Below are 18,483 nucleotides of genomic sequence, written 5' to 3' on the forward strand. Positions count from 1 at the left end.
GAAATTTTCCTTTTAGACCTGTTAACTAACTGATTATTTAAATGTTTATCGTAAGATGATAAACATTATATTTGAAAAATACCTATTATGAATTAAGCTAAATTGTAAACTAATGAAACATCAAAGGATAATAGTATGCAAACATTTAAGAATATAGCGGTCGCTTCTCTCGCTTCTTCATTGCTCTTTGCTTGTGCTACAGGTAACACGCCAGCAGCTAAAAAGCAAAATGCCATCGCTGAGACCTCGGAAGCCTTGCAACAAATATATGAAGATCATCCTTCAGCTAAATCGGCTATTAATAAAAGCTTAGCCCACTTAGTATGTACAGGTAGCGATAGTTACTTAATGGCAGCCTCCTCTGGTGGCGGAGTTTGTGTATTAAGACAAGGCGGTAATACTGAGTTTTATCGCTTTGCTTCATTGGGCGTTGGAGCGGGCATTGGCTTTAAGAAAGTTGCCTTTGTCTACGCCTACAATGATACCGAAGCATTACGCCGCTTTCGTGAAGAAGGCTGGGATGCAGGCGCTAAAGCAGATGCCAGTGCTAAACATGAAGATGAAGGTGGTCAAGCAGCCGCTAACACCTCATTTGACGTTGATGGTGTAAGAATCTATCAATCAGCACTATGGGGCGCAGCTGCACAAGCAACCGTGCAAGGCTATAAGTTCTGGCAAACAGATTTCACTGATGATGTGATGCAAAATAGTGAATAGTAGGCACTGTCACACATAACATTTACAAAAAGGAGTTAGAGGCTCCTTTTTGTTTGTCTATTATTAAAGTAATGCCTTACCGCACCCCTGTAATACTTGGTTGTTTATCTTAACTGTAACTTTACTTTCAAACTCAATTCCACTCATAATATCTGTACAGGCTTTATCATCTATAGTTATGAGCAATGTGTTCCTAACGCGGAAAGTACGCTGTCGCTTTTTTGAGTCAACAATAGGTTCAACATAAAGGTATGTTTTAACTAATTGCCCATAGTCAGAACTAAAATAAATATGCTTTCCTTCAGCGATCTCTAATAACCAACCGGGTTCTTGACCAATTGCACGAAAATTAACTCCACGCGATTTAGCTTTTTGCCAAACATTCTGCTCAGTTAATTTATCTGCTTTTTTATCGGAGCATCTCCTATGGTTCCATCTAAGAAACGTTCAAGAGCATCTGTTGGACATTCTCCTTTCACATATTGTGAAACCTGACTATCACCACAAGCACTACAAGCATTTCCATAAGTTTTCACCGAATTCCCAGCAACTAACCCGCACACGGGATCATACTGCATTGTGCACATTTGTGGTCGTGGCTCTTTACAGAAACTGATGTTAGCACTTATCTTCTTTTCTTCACTCTCTTGAGCTTTGTTACTCGCGCAAGCTGTTGTCATAAATAAAAAAATAATAATAATACTAATACTTTTAGAAAACATAGCTTTTCTCCTCATTGCTCAAATTTACTTAAATAGATAACGCTCTATCACTTTAAGTGCACAAACGATATAAATAATAGCACTTGTAATTAGTGACACTCGTTGCGCTAAGATAGCATTAAAGTTAGTGTCTGCTGCCATACTACTATTCACCACCACCAATAACGCTATAAAGCCAGAGCTGTAATATTTAGACATAGTTGAACCAGAAAATATCTGACGACCAAAATACAAACTAGTTATTAATAAGATTAGTAAATAGAAATGAAATTGTGGTACAGCAACAATTAACCAGTAAAATAGCCAAGCAAAAACACCACCTAGCAAGGTTGATAACAAAGAGTTCTTTCCTGCTTCCTTCCCCTGAGTTAAGTCAGGTTTTAAAATAAATATGGCAGAGAAAATCATCACCAATAAATAATCTGATAGACCATAAGTAATAAAAACTGCTGCAATAGGAAAGGCCACCATTGTACTTTTTAACGCCAGTTTTGCCGCTACTCCAACATAGGCTTTATTGTACTTGGGCTTTACTGGAAACTGCGTAAACTCAGGATCTGGAAAGACAAAATGCGCTAACCAAATCATGGTAATAGTTAACCAACTTGAATAAACAAAACCTACAGAAAAGCTGATAGCTAACCCTTCATGGCTGTTCGCAATCATGGGTAAAATTAAAATGGCAATCATCGACATCAGAGTAAACCAAAACGAGCCACCACGATTCAAGTAGTAATAGAGATGAAACAGCACTAAAGCTAGAATTAAAAGATAAGCTAACGGAAACTGAAGAAAAAACAGGGAAAATGTTAAGCCTAGGGCGAAGGCAAATAGGGTTGATATCATATTATACAAGCTTGCCCGCAAAGAGGGCTTTGGCAAGGGCATAGCTAATATCATGGCCGTGAACACGGGCATAAGAAATGCCAGTGGCCAATTAATACCATAAGCTAATGCGCAGGCGAAAGTAACACCAAAGGCGAATCGAAAAATCCGCATAGTGTTTACATTGGCATAAGCATTAGCTAAAAAAGTTAAAGACATTGAAAAAGTAGCTTTGGTGTTAATAAATATACGAGAGAATACTTAAAATACGTATCCACAACCACCCCATAGCATTAACAAACCCATTATCGCCAGTATAAATTTGTACATCAGCTTGACCACCTAAGCGACGAAACTGTCTCGATGAATCATCATCAAAGGTAATCATGACAGGAAAACGTTGCGCATCTCTAAGCCAGCCTGTTTTTGATTCAACAGAAGTTAACCCGCCTACAACACTGCTTGAATTAGTATCGACAGCAAAGCCAATACTGCTAACAGTACCTTGATATATTTTCCCTGGGTTAACATCTAAGGCGATATCCACCGTATTACCTATAGCGAGATTCGCTAAATTATTCTCACGTAAATTCACCTGGATCCAAGCATTATTCGCTTCAATAAAGGTCATCGCAGCAACGCCAGCCGTGGCAAAATAACCAGTATCCACTTGCAAATTTGTGATTCCTCCTTTTGAAGGAGCCATAATAACGGTACGGCTAAGATCTAACTGTGCTTTTTTAAGTGATGCCAGAGCTGAACGTATACGAGGATTATCATTACCCTCTTTACCTAAAGCTTGTTTCGCTTTATCTAAATTAGCTTTGGCACTAACTACCTCTGCTTCGCTTGCTTTAATAGCGGCTCTGGCCTTATCACCATCAGAATGGGACAACACATTTTTCCTTTCCATTTCAAACACACGAGCACTTTGTGCTTTAACATGTTCAACATTGGTTTCTGCCACCACTAACTGCGCTTGAGCAGTAACGACGCTTGCCATTCCAGCACCTATTTCTTGACCTGCCATTTCTAGAGCTGCTTCAGCATTTTCAACAGCTAATTCATAATCACTAGCATCAATACGAAACAAAACATCACCAGCTTCAACAATTTGATCTTGCTTGACTAAAACTTCCGTAATACGGCCAGACACTTGCGGAACGATTGGCGTTACATATGTTTGTAGCCTGGCTTGATCTGACCAAGGAGCGTGACGGTCAGCAACAATGTACCAAACAAAAATAAAAGCGGTTAGTATCAGAATATACTTAGTGATTTTACGGACAGGATCTTGAATGGCTTGTGAGGTATTTTCTTGGCTAACTTCTTGTTCCGACATAGTTATCTTTTATCCATAATTTTATTTTCTTTATTTAGGGGCTATTGATGTTTGTTTCAGCGATCTTACAGAAAACCCCAAAACCTATAATTTCATCACACTTTAGCTGTTTTATAACGGCGAACAGGAGTACATATAATCGTATATTCCTAAAGAATCAAATAAGCCTATAGATTAAATGAAAATAGTACCTCTGTATTTCTACCTTCCTTTTTCGCTTGATAAAGTGCTTGATCTGCCTTTTCGATAATATCTTCAATAGCAATTGCTTTTTCATCCTTCTCATTGGCATCTACAATACACGCTCCAAGGCTAATAGTTAAATATTCAGATACCGAAGAATCAGGATGAATTATTTTCTCTTCAACAAGGCTTATGCGAATTTCTGTTAATTGCTTTGCGATATAGGCATGTGAAACATCACTAAAAACCATGATAAATTCTTCACCACCAAAGCGCGCACAAATATCACTACCGCGTTTGAAGAACTTACTTAAATGTTTGGCAACATGAATAAGCGCTTTATCGCCTTCTTGATGCCCTAAGCTATCATTGTATTTCTTAAAATAATCAATATCAGCTAAAATAACGCAAAAACCAATGTCATGGCGCTTGAGTAAATTTAATTGTCTTTCAATATGTTGAGTAAAGGCTCTTCTATTGGCTATTTGTGTTAGTGGATCTAAGTATACTTGCTCATTTAATTTTTTTTCTTGCAATTTAACAGTATGAGTTAGTTGATTAAAATTAATAGCAAAATCGTCAAGTTCTGCGATGTGCGTATTTTCATTTAATTGCTGGAATTTTAAAGTGTCTCTCATGGCTTTAATCTGTGACGATATTGCTTGGATAGGAGAGACTATTTTATTAATAGACCATACACGCCATACTAAAAGCATCAGTATCAATATACCGACATAGATAATGCCACGCTCATCTACCCAAGGTGACACAACACTGGTGGTATGGGTCACTGTTAAAACAGCAATAGGCTTATCTAAAAAGTCAGTAATCACTAACTGATTAACCGGATGCTGCTTACCTATAACAGGAATATCAGTCCACTGTTTCAACGTAGAAGGCTTAACCACTTCATTTACAACATCTAGAGTCAACTGTGCATAGCTGTCTTGCGCGATCTGTGCTAAAAAATCGTCATCCAATACCCGAATTAGTACAAGATGACCTTGTATTGTTTTATCATCATCGAAGGCATTCACTTGCACACTACTAAAAAAAGCAGGGCCTTTCACCGTAGAGATCATCCCAGAAATTGGCTCAAACCTTTTTTGATTTTTTGATTGGTTAAAGAGCTCTTTATGTTCAGGAAAGCGGGTAAAGTCATCTAATTCAAACTGAATTTTCGTGCGTGTAGAATGATCAAAGCCTTTTTTATAAATCGAGTTAAACTGCTTATCAACAAAAATAATGCCATCAATATTTAACTCAACAAACATATCATCGGCTAATACTTGCTTAATGAATGCTTGATTTGGTTTTTGTAAAAACTCTGCGGTTTGACGAGAAGTAGCTAGATGATAGCTTGCATCTTCTAGCCTTGAAAAATAGCGTTGGGCATCATGACGAATGTCATCTAAATCACTTTTAATTAATAAACTTAATGTTTCTTCCGTATGAGGTCGTTCGATAAATACTTGATAGCCTACTTTCGTTAAAATGAAGATCATGACAACAATAATAAAGGCTCGCAACTGTAGCTGACTTATTGTAGGTGCTGATTTCATAATAAATACTCATTTACCCATTGTAAATTTGAATTCTGTCAACGTTAAAACTTGGTAAGTAACATTTTTTGCCTATCAAAAAACATACAATATATCTTAAAACACACCAGAAATAAATCTTAGCTATTTTTAATTAATACATGCTAAATATTTGAATTTGAAAAAAGTATCTCTATTCAATTGCTATAGATTGTAATTCGCGTACTTTTTCATATAAAAAATTAATGGTGCTATAAAAAATTTTATGAATGTGCCACCTCTGCCTTTAAATATGATATTTTCATGGAAAAAATCAATAAAAACAGTACACTTCATAATCGAGCTCACACTGTTTCTGGAGACATGATGTCAATAGCAAAACTCTATAATAAATTAAGCCCTTTTCAACGTGTAATTGTTGCACTATTACTTGGTATTGCTACGGGGATATTTGTTGGCGAGCCAGCAGGACAACTAGAGATTCTAGGTAATGTTTACATCAGCTTATTACAGATGACTGTTTTACCTTATGTGTTGGTATCCATTATTGGTGGGTTAGGTAGATTAGATAGCAACATGGCAACCACTATTGGCACCAGAGCTGTTAAAATAATCCTAGCAGTTTGGCTCGCTGTCATGTGTACATTACTCTTTTTGCCATTAGCTTATCCCAATTGGCAAACTGGTGGTTTTTTCAGTAGTAGTATGATTACTGAGCCGACAACTTTTAACTTTATTAAACTATATATCCCCTCAAATATATTTTCCTCATTATCTGAAACCGTGGTACCTGCCGTCGTCTTATTTTCTTTATTAATGGGTATTGCCTTAATTAACGTAAAGAATAAAGAAACATTATTAATTCTGACCACAAATGTTGGCGACAGCTTAATGAAAGTTGCTTCTTATGTAACTAAGTTAGCCCCTCTTGGTATTTTTGCTATTTCTGCCTCTGCAGCAGGCACATTAGAAGTGGAGGAATTAGGTCGATTACAAGTATTTCTGTGGGTCTATATAACGGCTGCAGCTTTGCTCGCCTTTGTACTTTTACCACTACTTATTCATTGGGCAACACCTTTTACCTATCGAGAAGTGCTATCAACAGCTGGTGAAGCAATGATCACTGCTATTGCAACAGGCTCGGTTCTTGTTGTATTGCCTATGATAATAGATCGCTCCAAAGAGCTTCTTGCAAAACATAAAATGGAGTGTGAAGAAACAGATTCAACAGTTGATGTATTAGTGCCTACAGCCTACAGTTTTCCAAATTCAGGAACATTATTAGGTTTAGGCTTTGTTTTGTTTTCAGCTTGGTACGTCGGTACACCGCTAGGTATTGAGCAATATCTTGCTTTTGTAACCATGGGCGCTTTAACAGCCTTTGGTAAAATGGCAATTGCTATCCCCTTCTTATTAGACTTTTTTGATTTACCTGCGGATCAGTTTCAACTGTATTTATTAGGTAGTGTTGTCACCGCTCGATTTGCTGTAGGTTTAGCTGCATTACATGGTTTTGTAATAACACTTTTAGTGGCATCAGCTGTAATAAAAAAAATGAAATGGCACCGTTTTTTTCAAGCTATCGGCGTCCATTTAGGGGTGACATTTTCAGTGATGATAGTCGTCGGACTGTTATTGAAGTCTTTGATCCCATATAAATATGAGGGTGTGCAAACCTTTGAATCATTAAGGGCAATGTCACCTATCGTCGAACGAGTCCCTTACCAATCATTACAGCCTTTGACCGCTAATGAATTAACTCAACCTAGACTCGACATTATACTTGAGCGTGGCAATATTCGTATCGGCTACTTCAATGCAAGTTTGCCATATGCCTTCAAAAACAATGATAACCAAATAGTAGGTTTTGACATTGAATTGATGAATGAATTTGCCAAAGATCTCGGTGTTAAAGTTGCCTTGATTCGTATTGATAATATCAAAGATGAAGCTAAGCTGTTAGAAAATGGCAGCATAGATATCACAATTGGTGGAAAAATCATAACGCCATTGAGAGCACTTAAAGTTGCTTTTTCAGATTCATACACTCATCACAGTGCGGGATTACTCATACACGATGCAAAAAGAGATGATTTTGCCGACTTATATGATATTCAAGAGCTAAAAGACTTTAACCTTGGTATTGGCAAAAGCAAATATTATCAAGAAGCGGTTAAAGAGTATTTCCCTAACGCGAAATTAATTGAAGTCTCTAACATTCGACATTTCCTTAAAGGAAAACATGCTGATGTTGATGCGCTTATCTATTCAACAGAGGCCGGTTCAGCTTGGGCTATGCTCTATCCTAACTTTTCTGCCATCGTTCCAAAAGGTATGAAATTAAAAGCACCAGTTGGCTTTACATTACCTAAAGGTCAAGCTGATTACGTCGCTTTTATAAATACTTGGTTAAAACTGAAAAAAGATAATGGCTTCCAAGATAAGGTATATAACTATTGGATTTTAGGTGAAAACCCTAAAGCCAAAAGACCAAGATGGTCAGTAATGAAAGACGTATTAGGCTGGCTGTAATAGCGGATTGTAATTTCTAAGGATAAAATCATGCACTCACCCTAGCTTGGGTGATTTGATATCAACTTGTTAAGTAAAGTTTTTTTGCTCATAATAACTTATCAATAAATACTTTTATGATAATAATTAAAACAGAGATGTTATTTTGAAAAAAATGGATGAACGCGACAATTTTGTCTACCTGACTTTTGCACTAATTTTATTATTACTAGGCACTGCCGCTGCGCAACAATTCTTTGATGACTCAATGCAGCGGTTAATGCAATCAACAACAGTTATTACCTTATTAGTCGCGGTTTGGGGAGTAAAATCTGAGCAATTCATTCTTCGAAAAACCTTTATATTTCCTCTGGCTATCTTTTTTGTTGCCATTTTTAGCAACTGGTTGGGCAATGCCGGATTTGATCAATTCTATCTACTATTGCTGTTAAGTTTTTTCATATCAACTTCAATTAAAACCGCGAAACAAGTGCTGTTTACCGGAATTATTGACGGTAATAAAATTCTAGGGGCCATCTGCTTATACTTATTGATGGGTTTAATTTGGGCCATTATTTACACGTTATTGCAACTTACATTTCCTGGCTCTTTTCTTGCCATGCAAACCAGTAGCGATTGGTATTCTTTATTTCCTAACTTTGTTTACTTTTCATTTGTCACAATCACAACGCTTGGCTTTGGAGATATTGCGCCGACATTACCCGTCGCTAAATTTTTAGTTTATTTTGAAGCCATTTTTGGCCAATTCTATTTAGCTATTTTAGTGGCAAGCTTAGTTGGATCTCGTATGTCAAACATCACGAAAACTCAACAAAACACTTAATATAAACTTACACGGAACGGTTATTTAAACATGAGCCTAAAACATAACATTACTGAATCGCAAACTCTTAATCAACAAGTGATAGATGCAGCAATAAAGCTTGGTGCTGTAGCCCTTCTTATTGGCTGGTGTTTTGCTATTTTACGTCCTTTTATCTTGATTGTTTTATGGGGGGCTATCTTAGCGGTTGCCTTAAAACCGATACATAATAAACTCACTAAAGTGCTAAAAGGAAAAGTAAGTATTGCTTCAACGGTTATCGCTGTTGTAGGAATTGCTCTTATAGTGGTTCCTGCTGTGAATTTATCTGCTTCTTCAATTGAGTCAGCACAATACATCTATAATGGTATTGAAGACGGTACACTAAAAATTCCACAAGCGAATGAAAGCGTAAAACAATGGCCTATTATTGGCGAACAAAGCTATGCTTTATGGCAAGCTGCCTCACAAGATATTCAAAAAGTTGCTAGTCAATATTCTGAGCAGATTAAGACTCTTTCAGCTTCTCTGCTTTCTGCTGCTGCTGGCCTTGGGGGAGGTATATTACAGTTTATTATTTCACTTATTATTGCCGTTGTCTTTATGGCTAAAGCTGACATTTCTTCTCAAGGACTACAACGCCTAATGTTCCGTTTAATGGGTGAAAACGGCCAACGAACTATTACAACTACCGTTGCAACAATTCGAAGTGTTGCCATGGGAGTACTAGGTGTTGCCGTCATTCAATCGTTACTTGCTGGTATTGGATTATTAATTGCTGACATTCCAGCAGCAGGTATTTGGGCAAGTGTTATTCTTATATTGGCTATAGCGCAATTACCTCCTATCATCATTTTAGGGCCTATTGCTGCGTACTACTTCTCAGTAGCGGATACCACACCCGCCATAATTTTTCTTATTTATAGTATCGTTGTAAGCAGTAGTGATGCCTTCTTAAAGCCATTGTTTTTAGGTCGAGGAATGGATATTCCTATGTTAGTAATCTTACTTGGTGCCATTGGCGGTATGTTGCTTTCAGGTATTATTGGCTTGTTCGTAGGTGCTGTAGTATTAGCATTAGGTTACCAGCTGATGTTAGATTGGCTATCTCAAAACTCTGAAGACACAGAAGGAGCTGCAAATGAAACTCTGTAACGATATATAACAGAGTCATCGAAAATAGTAAGAGCGCTAAAAGGAAATTAAATGTTTAAGAATCGTCAATTTTTTACTCTCTTTTTCGTATTGTTAATGACATTAAACTTAACAGCATGTTCATTAAAAGAGATCAGTGAGCAGTCAGAAATACTCAATGATTTAGCACAGCTAACAGGTAAAGTTAGCTCTGTTGAAAGAACTGATGCAAATATCATGGTCGCTGTGCTAACTAAAAGTGATACCCGCACAGAAATTATATCTCAAATACAAGCAGATACGGACGGAAATTATAAGCTTAATGTTCTACCAGGTACTTATCTAATTGGTGCATATATAGATAAAAACAATAACAAGAAAAGAGAAGCAAACGAAAGTGCCAGCATGTACAGCATCAATGCAGAAAAGTTTACTGAGCTAACTATTTCAAAAGCCGAAACTAAAATTATTCCTCAGATCATCATAGAGAAAGATCAGAATATTGGCACTCAAACAAAAGTTCACTATAACGCCAATAAAATAAGAAATAATGCTGGTCAAGTTGTTAGCCTTAACAATGCTATGTTTGCAGCTGAAAATGCTAGTATAGGTTTGTGGCGCCCTATTGATTTTCTTCAAGAAGTCGGCGGAGGCTTGCTTTTTTTGCAGCCATTTGAAGCCAATAAAATACCTGTTGTTTTTATTCATGGCATATCAGGCAACCCTATCGAGTTTGCAAAGATAATTAATCAATTAGATCGTGACAGGTTTCAACCATGGGTACTGTATTACCCTAGTGGTGTGCCATTAACATTAGTCAGTGATTATCTATTTTCCTCGTTAAATAAACTACACCATGAATATCAGTTTAACGATATACAGGTAATCAGTCATAGTATGGGGGGCTTAGTCGCACGCACTTATTTACAAAAGCACCACCAAAATAATCCTCAATTTGATATTTCACTGTATGTTACTATCAATAGCCCTATGTTAGGCATGGAAAGTGCTGCAAGAGGTGTTGAATCCTCTCCTATTGTTGTAGCTTCATGGCGAGACCTTGCAAGCGGAAGTGATTATATTAAAGCTGCTCATCAATGGAAAATTCCAGAATCTCTACCTTATCACCTATTTTTCTCATACTTGCCTAATGAAGATGGTGATGGTGTTGTCCCTTTAAACAGCCAGCTGTCACTTTCATTGCAAGATGAGGCTACAAGAATATACGGCTCTCAAGCACAACACGCTGCTATACTAAATGATGCTGTATTCATCAAACGACTAAACAATATTATGTTAAAACCAAGCGACTAATTACAAGCGATAAACAAAGCGTCCATTTTGTAAGGAAAGTATGAGTTGAATGTCACCTTAAGAACATTTTTCATCTTGGCATTATTATTTACATCGTCAGTATCAGCCTGCGAGTTTGTCATGGGTTATCGAACAAGTGAACGATTACCTTTCATTGAGAAAGCACCGAGTAATGCAGGTATTTATCTTGATATTTACCAACTTGCCTTGAAGAATATTGGCTGTAGTTTATCAGTTGTTCGTGCACCTAAAAAAAGAATACTAAAAATGTTAGCGCTGGGTGAAATTGATTTTTATCCTGGCCTTGGTATTACCAAAAAAAGATCTGAGTATTTAGAGTTTTTTGACAATGGACTTACTAGCCATGTAATTGCCCTATCACACAGCGATACTGATACCATTCATCAATTTAGTGATATGTCGGGAAAAGTGTTACTTACAGCCATTGGTGCTAATAATTTTGATGCAAGGCAAACAGGTATACTCGTACGAGAAGCTTATGACTTATCTCTGAGCACTGCAGTCAAGTTGTTATCAGAAAAAAAAGTAGATTTTTATTTATATAATAAAGACTCAGTAAAGTATTTTTTAAAGGCTGAACCAAATGATCAAATAAAACTTCACCCATGCTGTTTTAATGAAGTTGCCATGACACTAGGTTTTTCTAAATACTCCAAATTTTCTAAGTACTACAAATATATACAAGTAACCGAACTTCCCGCTAAAAGCCCTATACATCTAAACAAAGCAGAAGAATTTAAGCGTGAATTAGAAAAATTAAAACAACTTGGTGTCATAGCAGAGATTAAGTCACGATATTTTTAGTTATCACTTCATATTAGCCATGCATAACTTGATTACTAAATGATATTTGCTAAGTCATGAACGCCTTTGCATGGTTCACTAATCTCACCCGTTTCTAACAGCACTTGATAGGGTAAATTTCTTAATGAGTATGGTCGATAATCTTCAACTTGCTGATAACGTTTTGCCACAGTATGATGAATCAAAGGCAAATAATCTGACTTCTGTTCAGCAACATTAACTCGAACAACTCTCAGTGCTAGGGTTTTCGCATTCATGTTACTACGTTGTTGGCTGTGTAATGTACCTTTGATTAACGGCTTAATAACTAAATCATCAAAACAAATTTCATCTTGTGCGCCATTTGTTTTTAGTGCTTGGTAATTGATGTTTTCTGGGGCAATAAAAATTAAGCGATCAGATACCTTTGACAGCATAAATGACAAACTAATATCAGATAAACCATCAAACCAATAACTGCCGCCAATATCTGAATGGACACCTGCAAACCACACTTCTGTAATACGTTTATCTTTATTAAATAGTGTTGGTTGAAATAAAACACGTTTTTCATCTAGCGCCAGCAAATGAACAGCTTCTTCAATATGTGCGCCTAAAATATCATTTTCAAAAACGATACCACTGGCCGGAAAAGTTGCAGGGTTTAAATCGAGTGAGCCACGTGTAGCCGCAACTGTATCAAAAACACCTAGGAAGGTAATGGGGTACTTTAGCTGCGCAGCAAACATTCTAGCGATAGCTGCTCCTCGACTAAAGCCAAAAACAAAAATTTCGATACCTTCCTGGTAACATTGCATTAAATGCTCATTCGCTTCGGCTAATATATCATCCATATCAGAATAAGGTGGTGCAAACAGCGCATTAAACTTACGTTTTAACCAGTTACCTCGAGTGCCAACACCACTAAAGTAATAGCTTTGTTGATCTGGCGTTTGGCTATTTTCTGTGTTCAATGGTTGTAATTGGCCACCGAAATATAGGTGTAGCTTTAGGATATTACTGATACTGCCATCAGAAAAATAATCTTGTGCATCACTAGGCTCATTGCAAGTACCATCAAAACAAAAAATAAGCTTCTTCATATTATCTTCCTGATAATTCATTAAGGAATAAGCATAGACTTTTTTCATGCCATAAATCAAAAATCCCCGCAATATTTAAACAAGAGCACTAGCAACACCGAAATGACGCTGGTAGAATCTAGGGCATTAATTTTCAGAACACAAAAAGAAGCATTTATCATGGGTAGAGCGTATCAAAACCGAAAAGAGTCAATGGCAAAAACTGCCGGAGCTAAAACTAAAGTTTATTCAAAATACGGTAAAGCAATTTATGTTTGCGCCAAAAACGGTGGTACAGATCCTAATGGTAATGTTGTTTTACGTGGGTTAATTGATCGTGCAAAGAAAGACCAAGTACCAACACATGTTATTGAAAAAGCAATAGACAAGGCTAGCGGTGCGGGCGGTGAAGATTATAGTGAAGCACGATATGAAGGTTTTGGCCCAGGTAACTGTATGGTTATCATTGACTGTTTAACCGATAACGGTAACCGTACCATTAAAGATGTTCGTCAATGTTTCACTAAAACTCATTCTAAAATTGGCTCATCTGGTACCGTATCTCATATGTTTAATCATCAAGCTGTTTTTGCTTTTAAAGGTGATGATGATGAAGCTGTATTAGAAAACTTAATGATGGCTGATATAGATGTAACCGACGTTGAACTTGAAGACGGTATTATTACGGTTTATGCACCACATACTGAGTTTTATAAAATTAAAACAGAATTCGCAAACTCGATGCCAGAGTTTGACTTAGAAGTTGAAGAAATCACTTGGGTTCCGCAAACTTATACTGAAATAACTGACGAGACTGATAAAGCAAATTTTGAAAAGTTCATCGCCATGTTAGATGATTGTGATGATGTGCAAGAGGTTTACCATAACGCAGAAGTTAAAGCGTAATTGGCTCTATAAACTGATTAAAAAGCCCGCAAATGTGCGGGCTTTTTTATGCAAATGTTGAAATTATCGTACCTTTAAAGGAAGTTTCTCTCCCATCAAATTCCCTCGCCACATTATAAGCTCGCTGCTTTCTTTTTCCTTCGTAGGCTCAATAAGCAGTATCTCACCGTATTGACCATTTTTAATGCTCGAGTCTATGGCAATAACTCGACCTTGGTGACGAGTTTCGATTTGTTTTTGTGACGTATGACCCACAACAATATGACTGACTTCAAAATGCTTAAGTAACAAATCAATCTCTTCGCTAGATGCGCCGTTATCTTTAAAATAACCGCGATACCAAATTGGACCATTTCTTTTGTGCAAATATTCAGCCCAGCCTTTGCGAGGGCTCGCTAGCTCTGCTTTGACTAAATTCTTTTTAAAAACATGATTAATAGACTCAAGACTATGCTTATCTTTTGCTAAGCTCGGATGAAAACCTCCATGAGCAAATAGCATATTATTGACTTTGACTAGCACTGGTTTACTACGTAACCAGTCACCTAAAATAGAATGTTTTGAAAACAAACCTTCAAACGGTTTATCAAGCAATTTAGCCACTTCAACATACTTTGGATGTAGATAACGTAAATCACCATTTAAAATCATCACTTCATGATTACCTAGGGTTAGGTGAATTTTACCGCCTAGTTGTTCAGCTTGACGCTCTAAGTCATAAAGAAACCATAAGATTTCAGTCACTTTATCGCCGCGATCAAATATATCGCCGGTAATAACGAAATGTCCATTACCAAAGATCCACTGTTTGTTTTCATCAATGATTTTATTATTGGTTAGCAATTTTATCATCAAGTCATATTGACCATGAAAATCACTTAAAGCCGCAACAGAAAAGTTGCCAGAAAACTCTAATACATTTTCTTCAATACTTTTCAATTCGTGGACTTTAGCTGATAAACCACAAGCACTCATTGTAGATGGCTCGGTAAATGGCTCTGTTTTTTGTGTTATTACTTCACCTTTACAAAGCCAGTAGGCTTCAAGGGTCGATTCTTTTACAAAAATATATGGTCCATCATTGATTTCAGTATGTTCAACATCCGCTTTGGGTATCGCATATGTCAAGTTAGACAAAACAGCCATCACAACAAGTAAACTAAAACGAATAAAAATAGAAAAATTGTTAAACATATAAAAACCTATGCATTCCCGTTCAAGGGTAAAGGGGAAAGTTAATTTATCAGATAATACAATAAAAGTACTCTGAGCGAGCAATAGAATCACATCCTTGTGAAAAATTAAGCAAACAATCGCTAAACTGTTTGCTTAATAAAGTTGTTATAAAATGCTACTTTTAAAAGAGTATGCCTCTTTTTGATAGCATTTAACTAACTTATCGTTAAAACCTAACTTCTGCAGAAACAAAGATGAAGCGACCTGTGCCTGCATCATATTCACTGCCAAAGTTACCACGACCACCGTAGAAGAACTGACCTTTATCATCAAAGATGTTATTAACACCACCTGATAAAATTACTGCCGATTCATTTTCCATATCCATGGTGTAAGACACTGCTAAGTTATGTTTAAAGTAAGACGCATAGTTTTGAAATGCTAATGATTCAGGGTTTGCCACACAGTCTTCACTACCTGCTGCACACCTTTCATCGTTATCAAGCATTGCTTCTTCCCAGCTCTCTTGTGTCGATTTACTGCGTAAAGCAGAACTCTTATAACTCGTACTCCAACGGATACGGAAGTCATCGATATACCAAGCTAATGATGCAGACGCTTTGTCTTCAAATGTTCCATAATAGCCAACATAATCTTCTTTGACTTTACCTTCATTACCCGTAGAGGTATTTGAATGCTCTAATAAGTGCGTCCAATCTAATTTGAATTTTAAGCTGCCTAAGTCGTTTAAATCATATGCGTAAGCTACCGCAATATCTACACCACGGGTTGCCAACTCATCGATGTTATAGCTACGTTGAAGAATTTCTTCAATTTGACCTTCACTATTACGTTCAATAGCATTACAAAACTCATTCGGCTGTCCTAATGGAATACCCGTTGCATAACACTCTTCAATGATACGTTCATTAGAGAACTCATCGATCGCATCAGTAATAGAAATATCATAGTAGTCAACGGCTAAACTTAAACCGTCCATAAAGCTAGGCATATAAGTAAAACCTAAAGTAAAGGTTTCACCTGTCTCTTCATAAAGTTCAGGGTTACCAGCATTGGGTGAGTAACTGTTGTTATCATCTTCAAAAATGCCTTCTTCACTGTCTGCAATCGCTGCTAAAATACCTGGTTCTAAACGACAGTTATCGTGTCCTTTATCATCAGATGTCATTGTGGTGCCATCACAAAGATCATCGTAGCTATCAAAGTCACCAGCTGCTGGCTCATAAAGCTCATTTACACTTGGCGCACGTTGAGCAATTGCCCAATTACCTCGAACATTGAAACCTTCTACCACATTCCATAAAAAGCCAAGTTTGTAACTACTTACTAAACCAACATTTTTAATGTCATAGTCTGATGCACGAACAGATGCTTCCAATGATAAATGCTCCGCACCTACAACATCTTTTAATAGTGGGAATGATGCTTCAGCAAATACCTCAGCGACGCTAATTTCACCTTTAAATCCTGGTACTAAGTTCCAAGTAATACCACCATAAGTTAATTCATCATCAGTAATCGCTTCTTGGCTTTCATTACGGTACTCTGCGCCAAACACAGTAGCGACAGGGCCAGCAGGCATTTCAAATAAGTCACCAGCAATATAGCCCATTACCGTAGTTTGCTCGTTATAAGTATTCAATACTGGATTGGCACGAATATAATCTGCTGCTTCTTTTGAGATTGAGCCTTCGCCGAATAAGTTTAATGGTGCACAACCATCAGCTCTTGCTTGGGCATCATTACATTGAATAGTCACACCATCTTCTGCATAGCCTGCATCTAGAGCATATTGTGCTCTAAAAACATTAAATTCGTTATAGCGAAACTGTTCTTGATGAAATTTACCGTAACCTACAGAAACATCCCAGTCCCAGTCTCCATCAAACATGGTGCCTTGAAGACCCGCCCATGCTCTTACTGTTTCACGTTCGTTGTCTGTTTTAACATTACCTACTTCTGCCATACGGCGATCCCAATAGATGCGATCTTTATATTGACCTGCTGTTTCACGTATTTCTTCAGGCACATAAGGGTTATCAATTGGGATATAACCAAGTCTTACGGTACCCGGTTCACCCGTTACTCTATCAACATAAGTTGCTGTTTCACCTTCATATGAATCTTCAGGTGATTTATCATTTACCGTGTAGTTACCGCTAAATTGTACTTGTGAATAAAAAGTCACATCATCAGTGATATCGTAATCTAGCTTCAATGCTGCAGAAACTCTTTCGCTAGGCACCTTAAGTTGAACAAACTGACGCGTATTGATGCCGTATTTTTCTTCATTGCCTTTCCAGTCATCACGTAATGTTTGGCCATCGTACCAATAGTTTGGATCAAATCTGCTTGATTCAAGAAATACACCGCCAAAAATACCATCGCTTCGATTACGCCACTGATCTTGTGATGTGCCTGTTAAGTGAACATAACCGTCTTCTGTTTGAATGAGATTTTGCATGGTGTCTTCATCATACTTAAATGATGGCTCAATTGCGGCTCTATCTCTATCAGTAAACTTAAGCCCATACTGCTTGTCGTAAGTGCTACTAAAAAACAAATAGCCGCGATCATCAGCAAACGTAGTACCGTAGTCTACATCAAGGGTGAACTCTTTTTCTCCACCATCAACGCTTTCACCACCACGTACTTTGGCACCAAAACCTTCTTTATTTGTTTGGGTAATAATATTAACTACACCTGACACCGCATCAGCACCATAAGTCGCAGATGCACCACCAGTAATAACTTCTACACGCTCAACCATACCAGATGGTATAGTACTCATACTGACGTAATTACCGCTTTTAGAGTTAGAAACAACACGACGACCATCAATAAGTGTTAAGGTTCGTGTACTTCCTAAATCACGCAATTGAACCGTGGTAACCCCAGTATTTGAAACACTGGATTGGCTTGTGGTGTTGCTAATACCATGAGATAACGAAGGCATGTTATCTACTAAAATATCTGAAAGCTCTCCCAAGCCAGTATCGCTTATCGCTTCTTTGCCCAAAGTAACCAGTGGCGTTGCAACAGTAAAGCTGTCACGGCGTAAGCGTGAGCCCGTGATTACAATTTTTTCATCCGCAGCCTCTTGCACTTGTTCCGTTTGACTGGCAACTTGCTTTACAGGCTTTTCAACGTCACTTTCTTCGGCTGCATAAGCCGGAGTGAATACCAAAGCACTACTTGCTAATGCTGAATATATGGCTGTTTGAATTGCGATGGTGATAGGTTTTTTGTTCATCATTCATCTCTCTATTAGTAATGTTTCTTAATATTTTTATGTTTTCTATGATTAGTCTTTTAGAAACGAGTTACTTTCGACCTAGTTAACGCTTACCCACGTATAACAAAGACAGATCAAACCAAGTCA

At 37.3% G+C, this 18,483-nt stretch carries 14 protein-coding genes; 7 read left to right on the forward strand and 7 right to left on the reverse strand.

Going from position 1 to position 18,483, the window contains the following annotated elements:
* Positions 1-135: 135 nt before the first annotated feature.
* A complete protein-coding gene (locus tag EPA86_RS01975) occupies positions 136-717 on the forward strand; it encodes a lipid-binding SYLF domain-containing protein (RefSeq protein WP_140601348.1) in 582 nt (193 codons plus the stop codon).
* 392 nt (positions 718-1,109) lie between these two features.
* On the opposite strand, the gene EPA86_RS01980 is transcribed toward EPA86_RS01975, so the two are convergent.
* From EPA86_RS01980 to EPA86_RS01995, 4 genes are all read right to left on the reverse strand, one after another.
* The gene (locus EPA86_RS01980) at positions 1,110-1,397 is read right to left on the reverse strand and encodes a hypothetical protein (RefSeq protein ID WP_170309539.1); all 288 of its coding nucleotides are present in this window, start codon (positions 1,395-1,397) and stop codon (positions 1,110-1,112) included.
* A 66-nt stretch (positions 1,398-1,463) separates the two neighbouring features.
* Complete coding sequence (locus tag EPA86_RS01985; protein ID WP_246058206.1) at positions 1,464-2,483, reverse strand: DUF2955 domain-containing protein; 1,020 nt, start codon at positions 2,481-2,483, stop codon at positions 1,464-1,466.
* Between the two features lie 19 nt (positions 2,484-2,502).
* Positions 2,503-3,606, reverse strand: a complete 1,104-nt coding sequence (locus EPA86_RS01990) for an HlyD family secretion protein (protein ID WP_140601351.1) — start codon at positions 3,604-3,606, stop codon at positions 2,503-2,505.
* A gap of 167 nt (positions 3,607-3,773) precedes the next feature.
* Positions 3,774-5,351, reverse strand: a complete 1,578-nt coding sequence (locus tag EPA86_RS01995; RefSeq protein ID WP_140601353.1) for a sensor domain-containing diguanylate cyclase — start codon at positions 5,349-5,351, stop codon at positions 3,774-3,776.
* A 282-nt stretch (positions 5,352-5,633) separates the two neighbouring features.
* Here EPA86_RS01995 and EPA86_RS02000 point away from each other — a divergent pair, with 282 nt between their 5' ends.
* The 5 genes from EPA86_RS02000 to EPA86_RS02020 all read left to right on the forward strand — a co-directional run bounded on the left by EPA86_RS02000 (position 5,634) and on the right by EPA86_RS02020 (position 11,937).
* Complete coding sequence (locus tag EPA86_RS02000; protein WP_246058207.1) at positions 5,634-7,862, forward strand: cation:dicarboxylate symporter family transporter; 2,229 nt, start codon at positions 5,634-5,636, stop codon at positions 7,860-7,862.
* A gap of 154 nt (positions 7,863-8,016) precedes the next feature.
* A complete protein-coding gene (locus EPA86_RS02005) occupies positions 8,017-8,685 on the forward strand; it encodes a potassium channel family protein (protein WP_140601538.1) in 669 nt (222 codons plus the stop codon).
* Between the two features lie 30 nt (positions 8,686-8,715).
* Complete coding sequence (locus EPA86_RS02010; protein WP_140601355.1) at positions 8,716-9,819, forward strand: AI-2E family transporter; 1,104 nt, start codon at positions 8,716-8,718, stop codon at positions 9,817-9,819.
* A 51-nt stretch (positions 9,820-9,870) separates the two neighbouring features.
* Positions 9,871-11,112: an alpha/beta hydrolase gene (locus tag EPA86_RS02015; protein WP_140601356.1), complete on the forward strand. Its 1,242-nt coding sequence runs from the start codon at positions 9,871-9,873 to the stop codon at positions 11,110-11,112.
* 75 nt (positions 11,113-11,187) lie between these two features.
* Positions 11,188-11,937: a substrate-binding periplasmic protein gene (locus tag EPA86_RS02020; protein WP_140601358.1), complete on the forward strand. Its 750-nt coding sequence runs from the start codon at positions 11,188-11,190 to the stop codon at positions 11,935-11,937.
* Positions 11,938-11,972: 35 nt separating this feature from the next.
* On the opposite strand, the gene EPA86_RS02025 is transcribed toward EPA86_RS02020, so the two are convergent.
* Entirely contained in the window at positions 11,973-13,019 is a 1,047-nt protein-coding gene (locus EPA86_RS02025; protein WP_170309540.1) for a phospholipase effector Tle1 domain-containing protein, read from the reverse strand.
* A 159-nt stretch (positions 13,020-13,178) separates the two neighbouring features.
* Between EPA86_RS02025 and EPA86_RS02030 the strand changes: the two genes are divergently transcribed.
* A complete protein-coding gene (locus EPA86_RS02030; RefSeq protein ID WP_140601540.1) occupies positions 13,179-13,904 on the forward strand; it encodes a YebC/PmpR family DNA-binding transcriptional regulator in 726 nt (241 codons plus the stop codon).
* Positions 13,905-13,967: 63 nt separating this feature from the next.
* On the opposite strand, the gene EPA86_RS02035 is transcribed toward EPA86_RS02030, so the two are convergent.
* Positions 13,968-15,098, reverse strand: a complete 1,131-nt coding sequence (locus tag EPA86_RS02035; protein ID WP_140601362.1) for a metallophosphoesterase — start codon at positions 15,096-15,098, stop codon at positions 13,968-13,970.
* A 208-nt stretch (positions 15,099-15,306) separates the two neighbouring features.
* Positions 15,307-18,354, reverse strand: a complete 3,048-nt coding sequence (locus EPA86_RS02040) for a TonB-dependent receptor plug domain-containing protein (RefSeq protein WP_140601542.1) — start codon at positions 18,352-18,354, stop codon at positions 15,307-15,309.
* Between the last annotated feature and the right edge of the window lie 129 nt (positions 18,355-18,483).

The sequence above is a fragment of the Litorilituus lipolyticus genome, assembly GCF_006439335.1.
In the GTDB taxonomy this organism is placed as follows: domain Bacteria; phylum Pseudomonadota; class Gammaproteobacteria; order Enterobacterales; family Alteromonadaceae; genus Colwellia; species Colwellia lipolytica.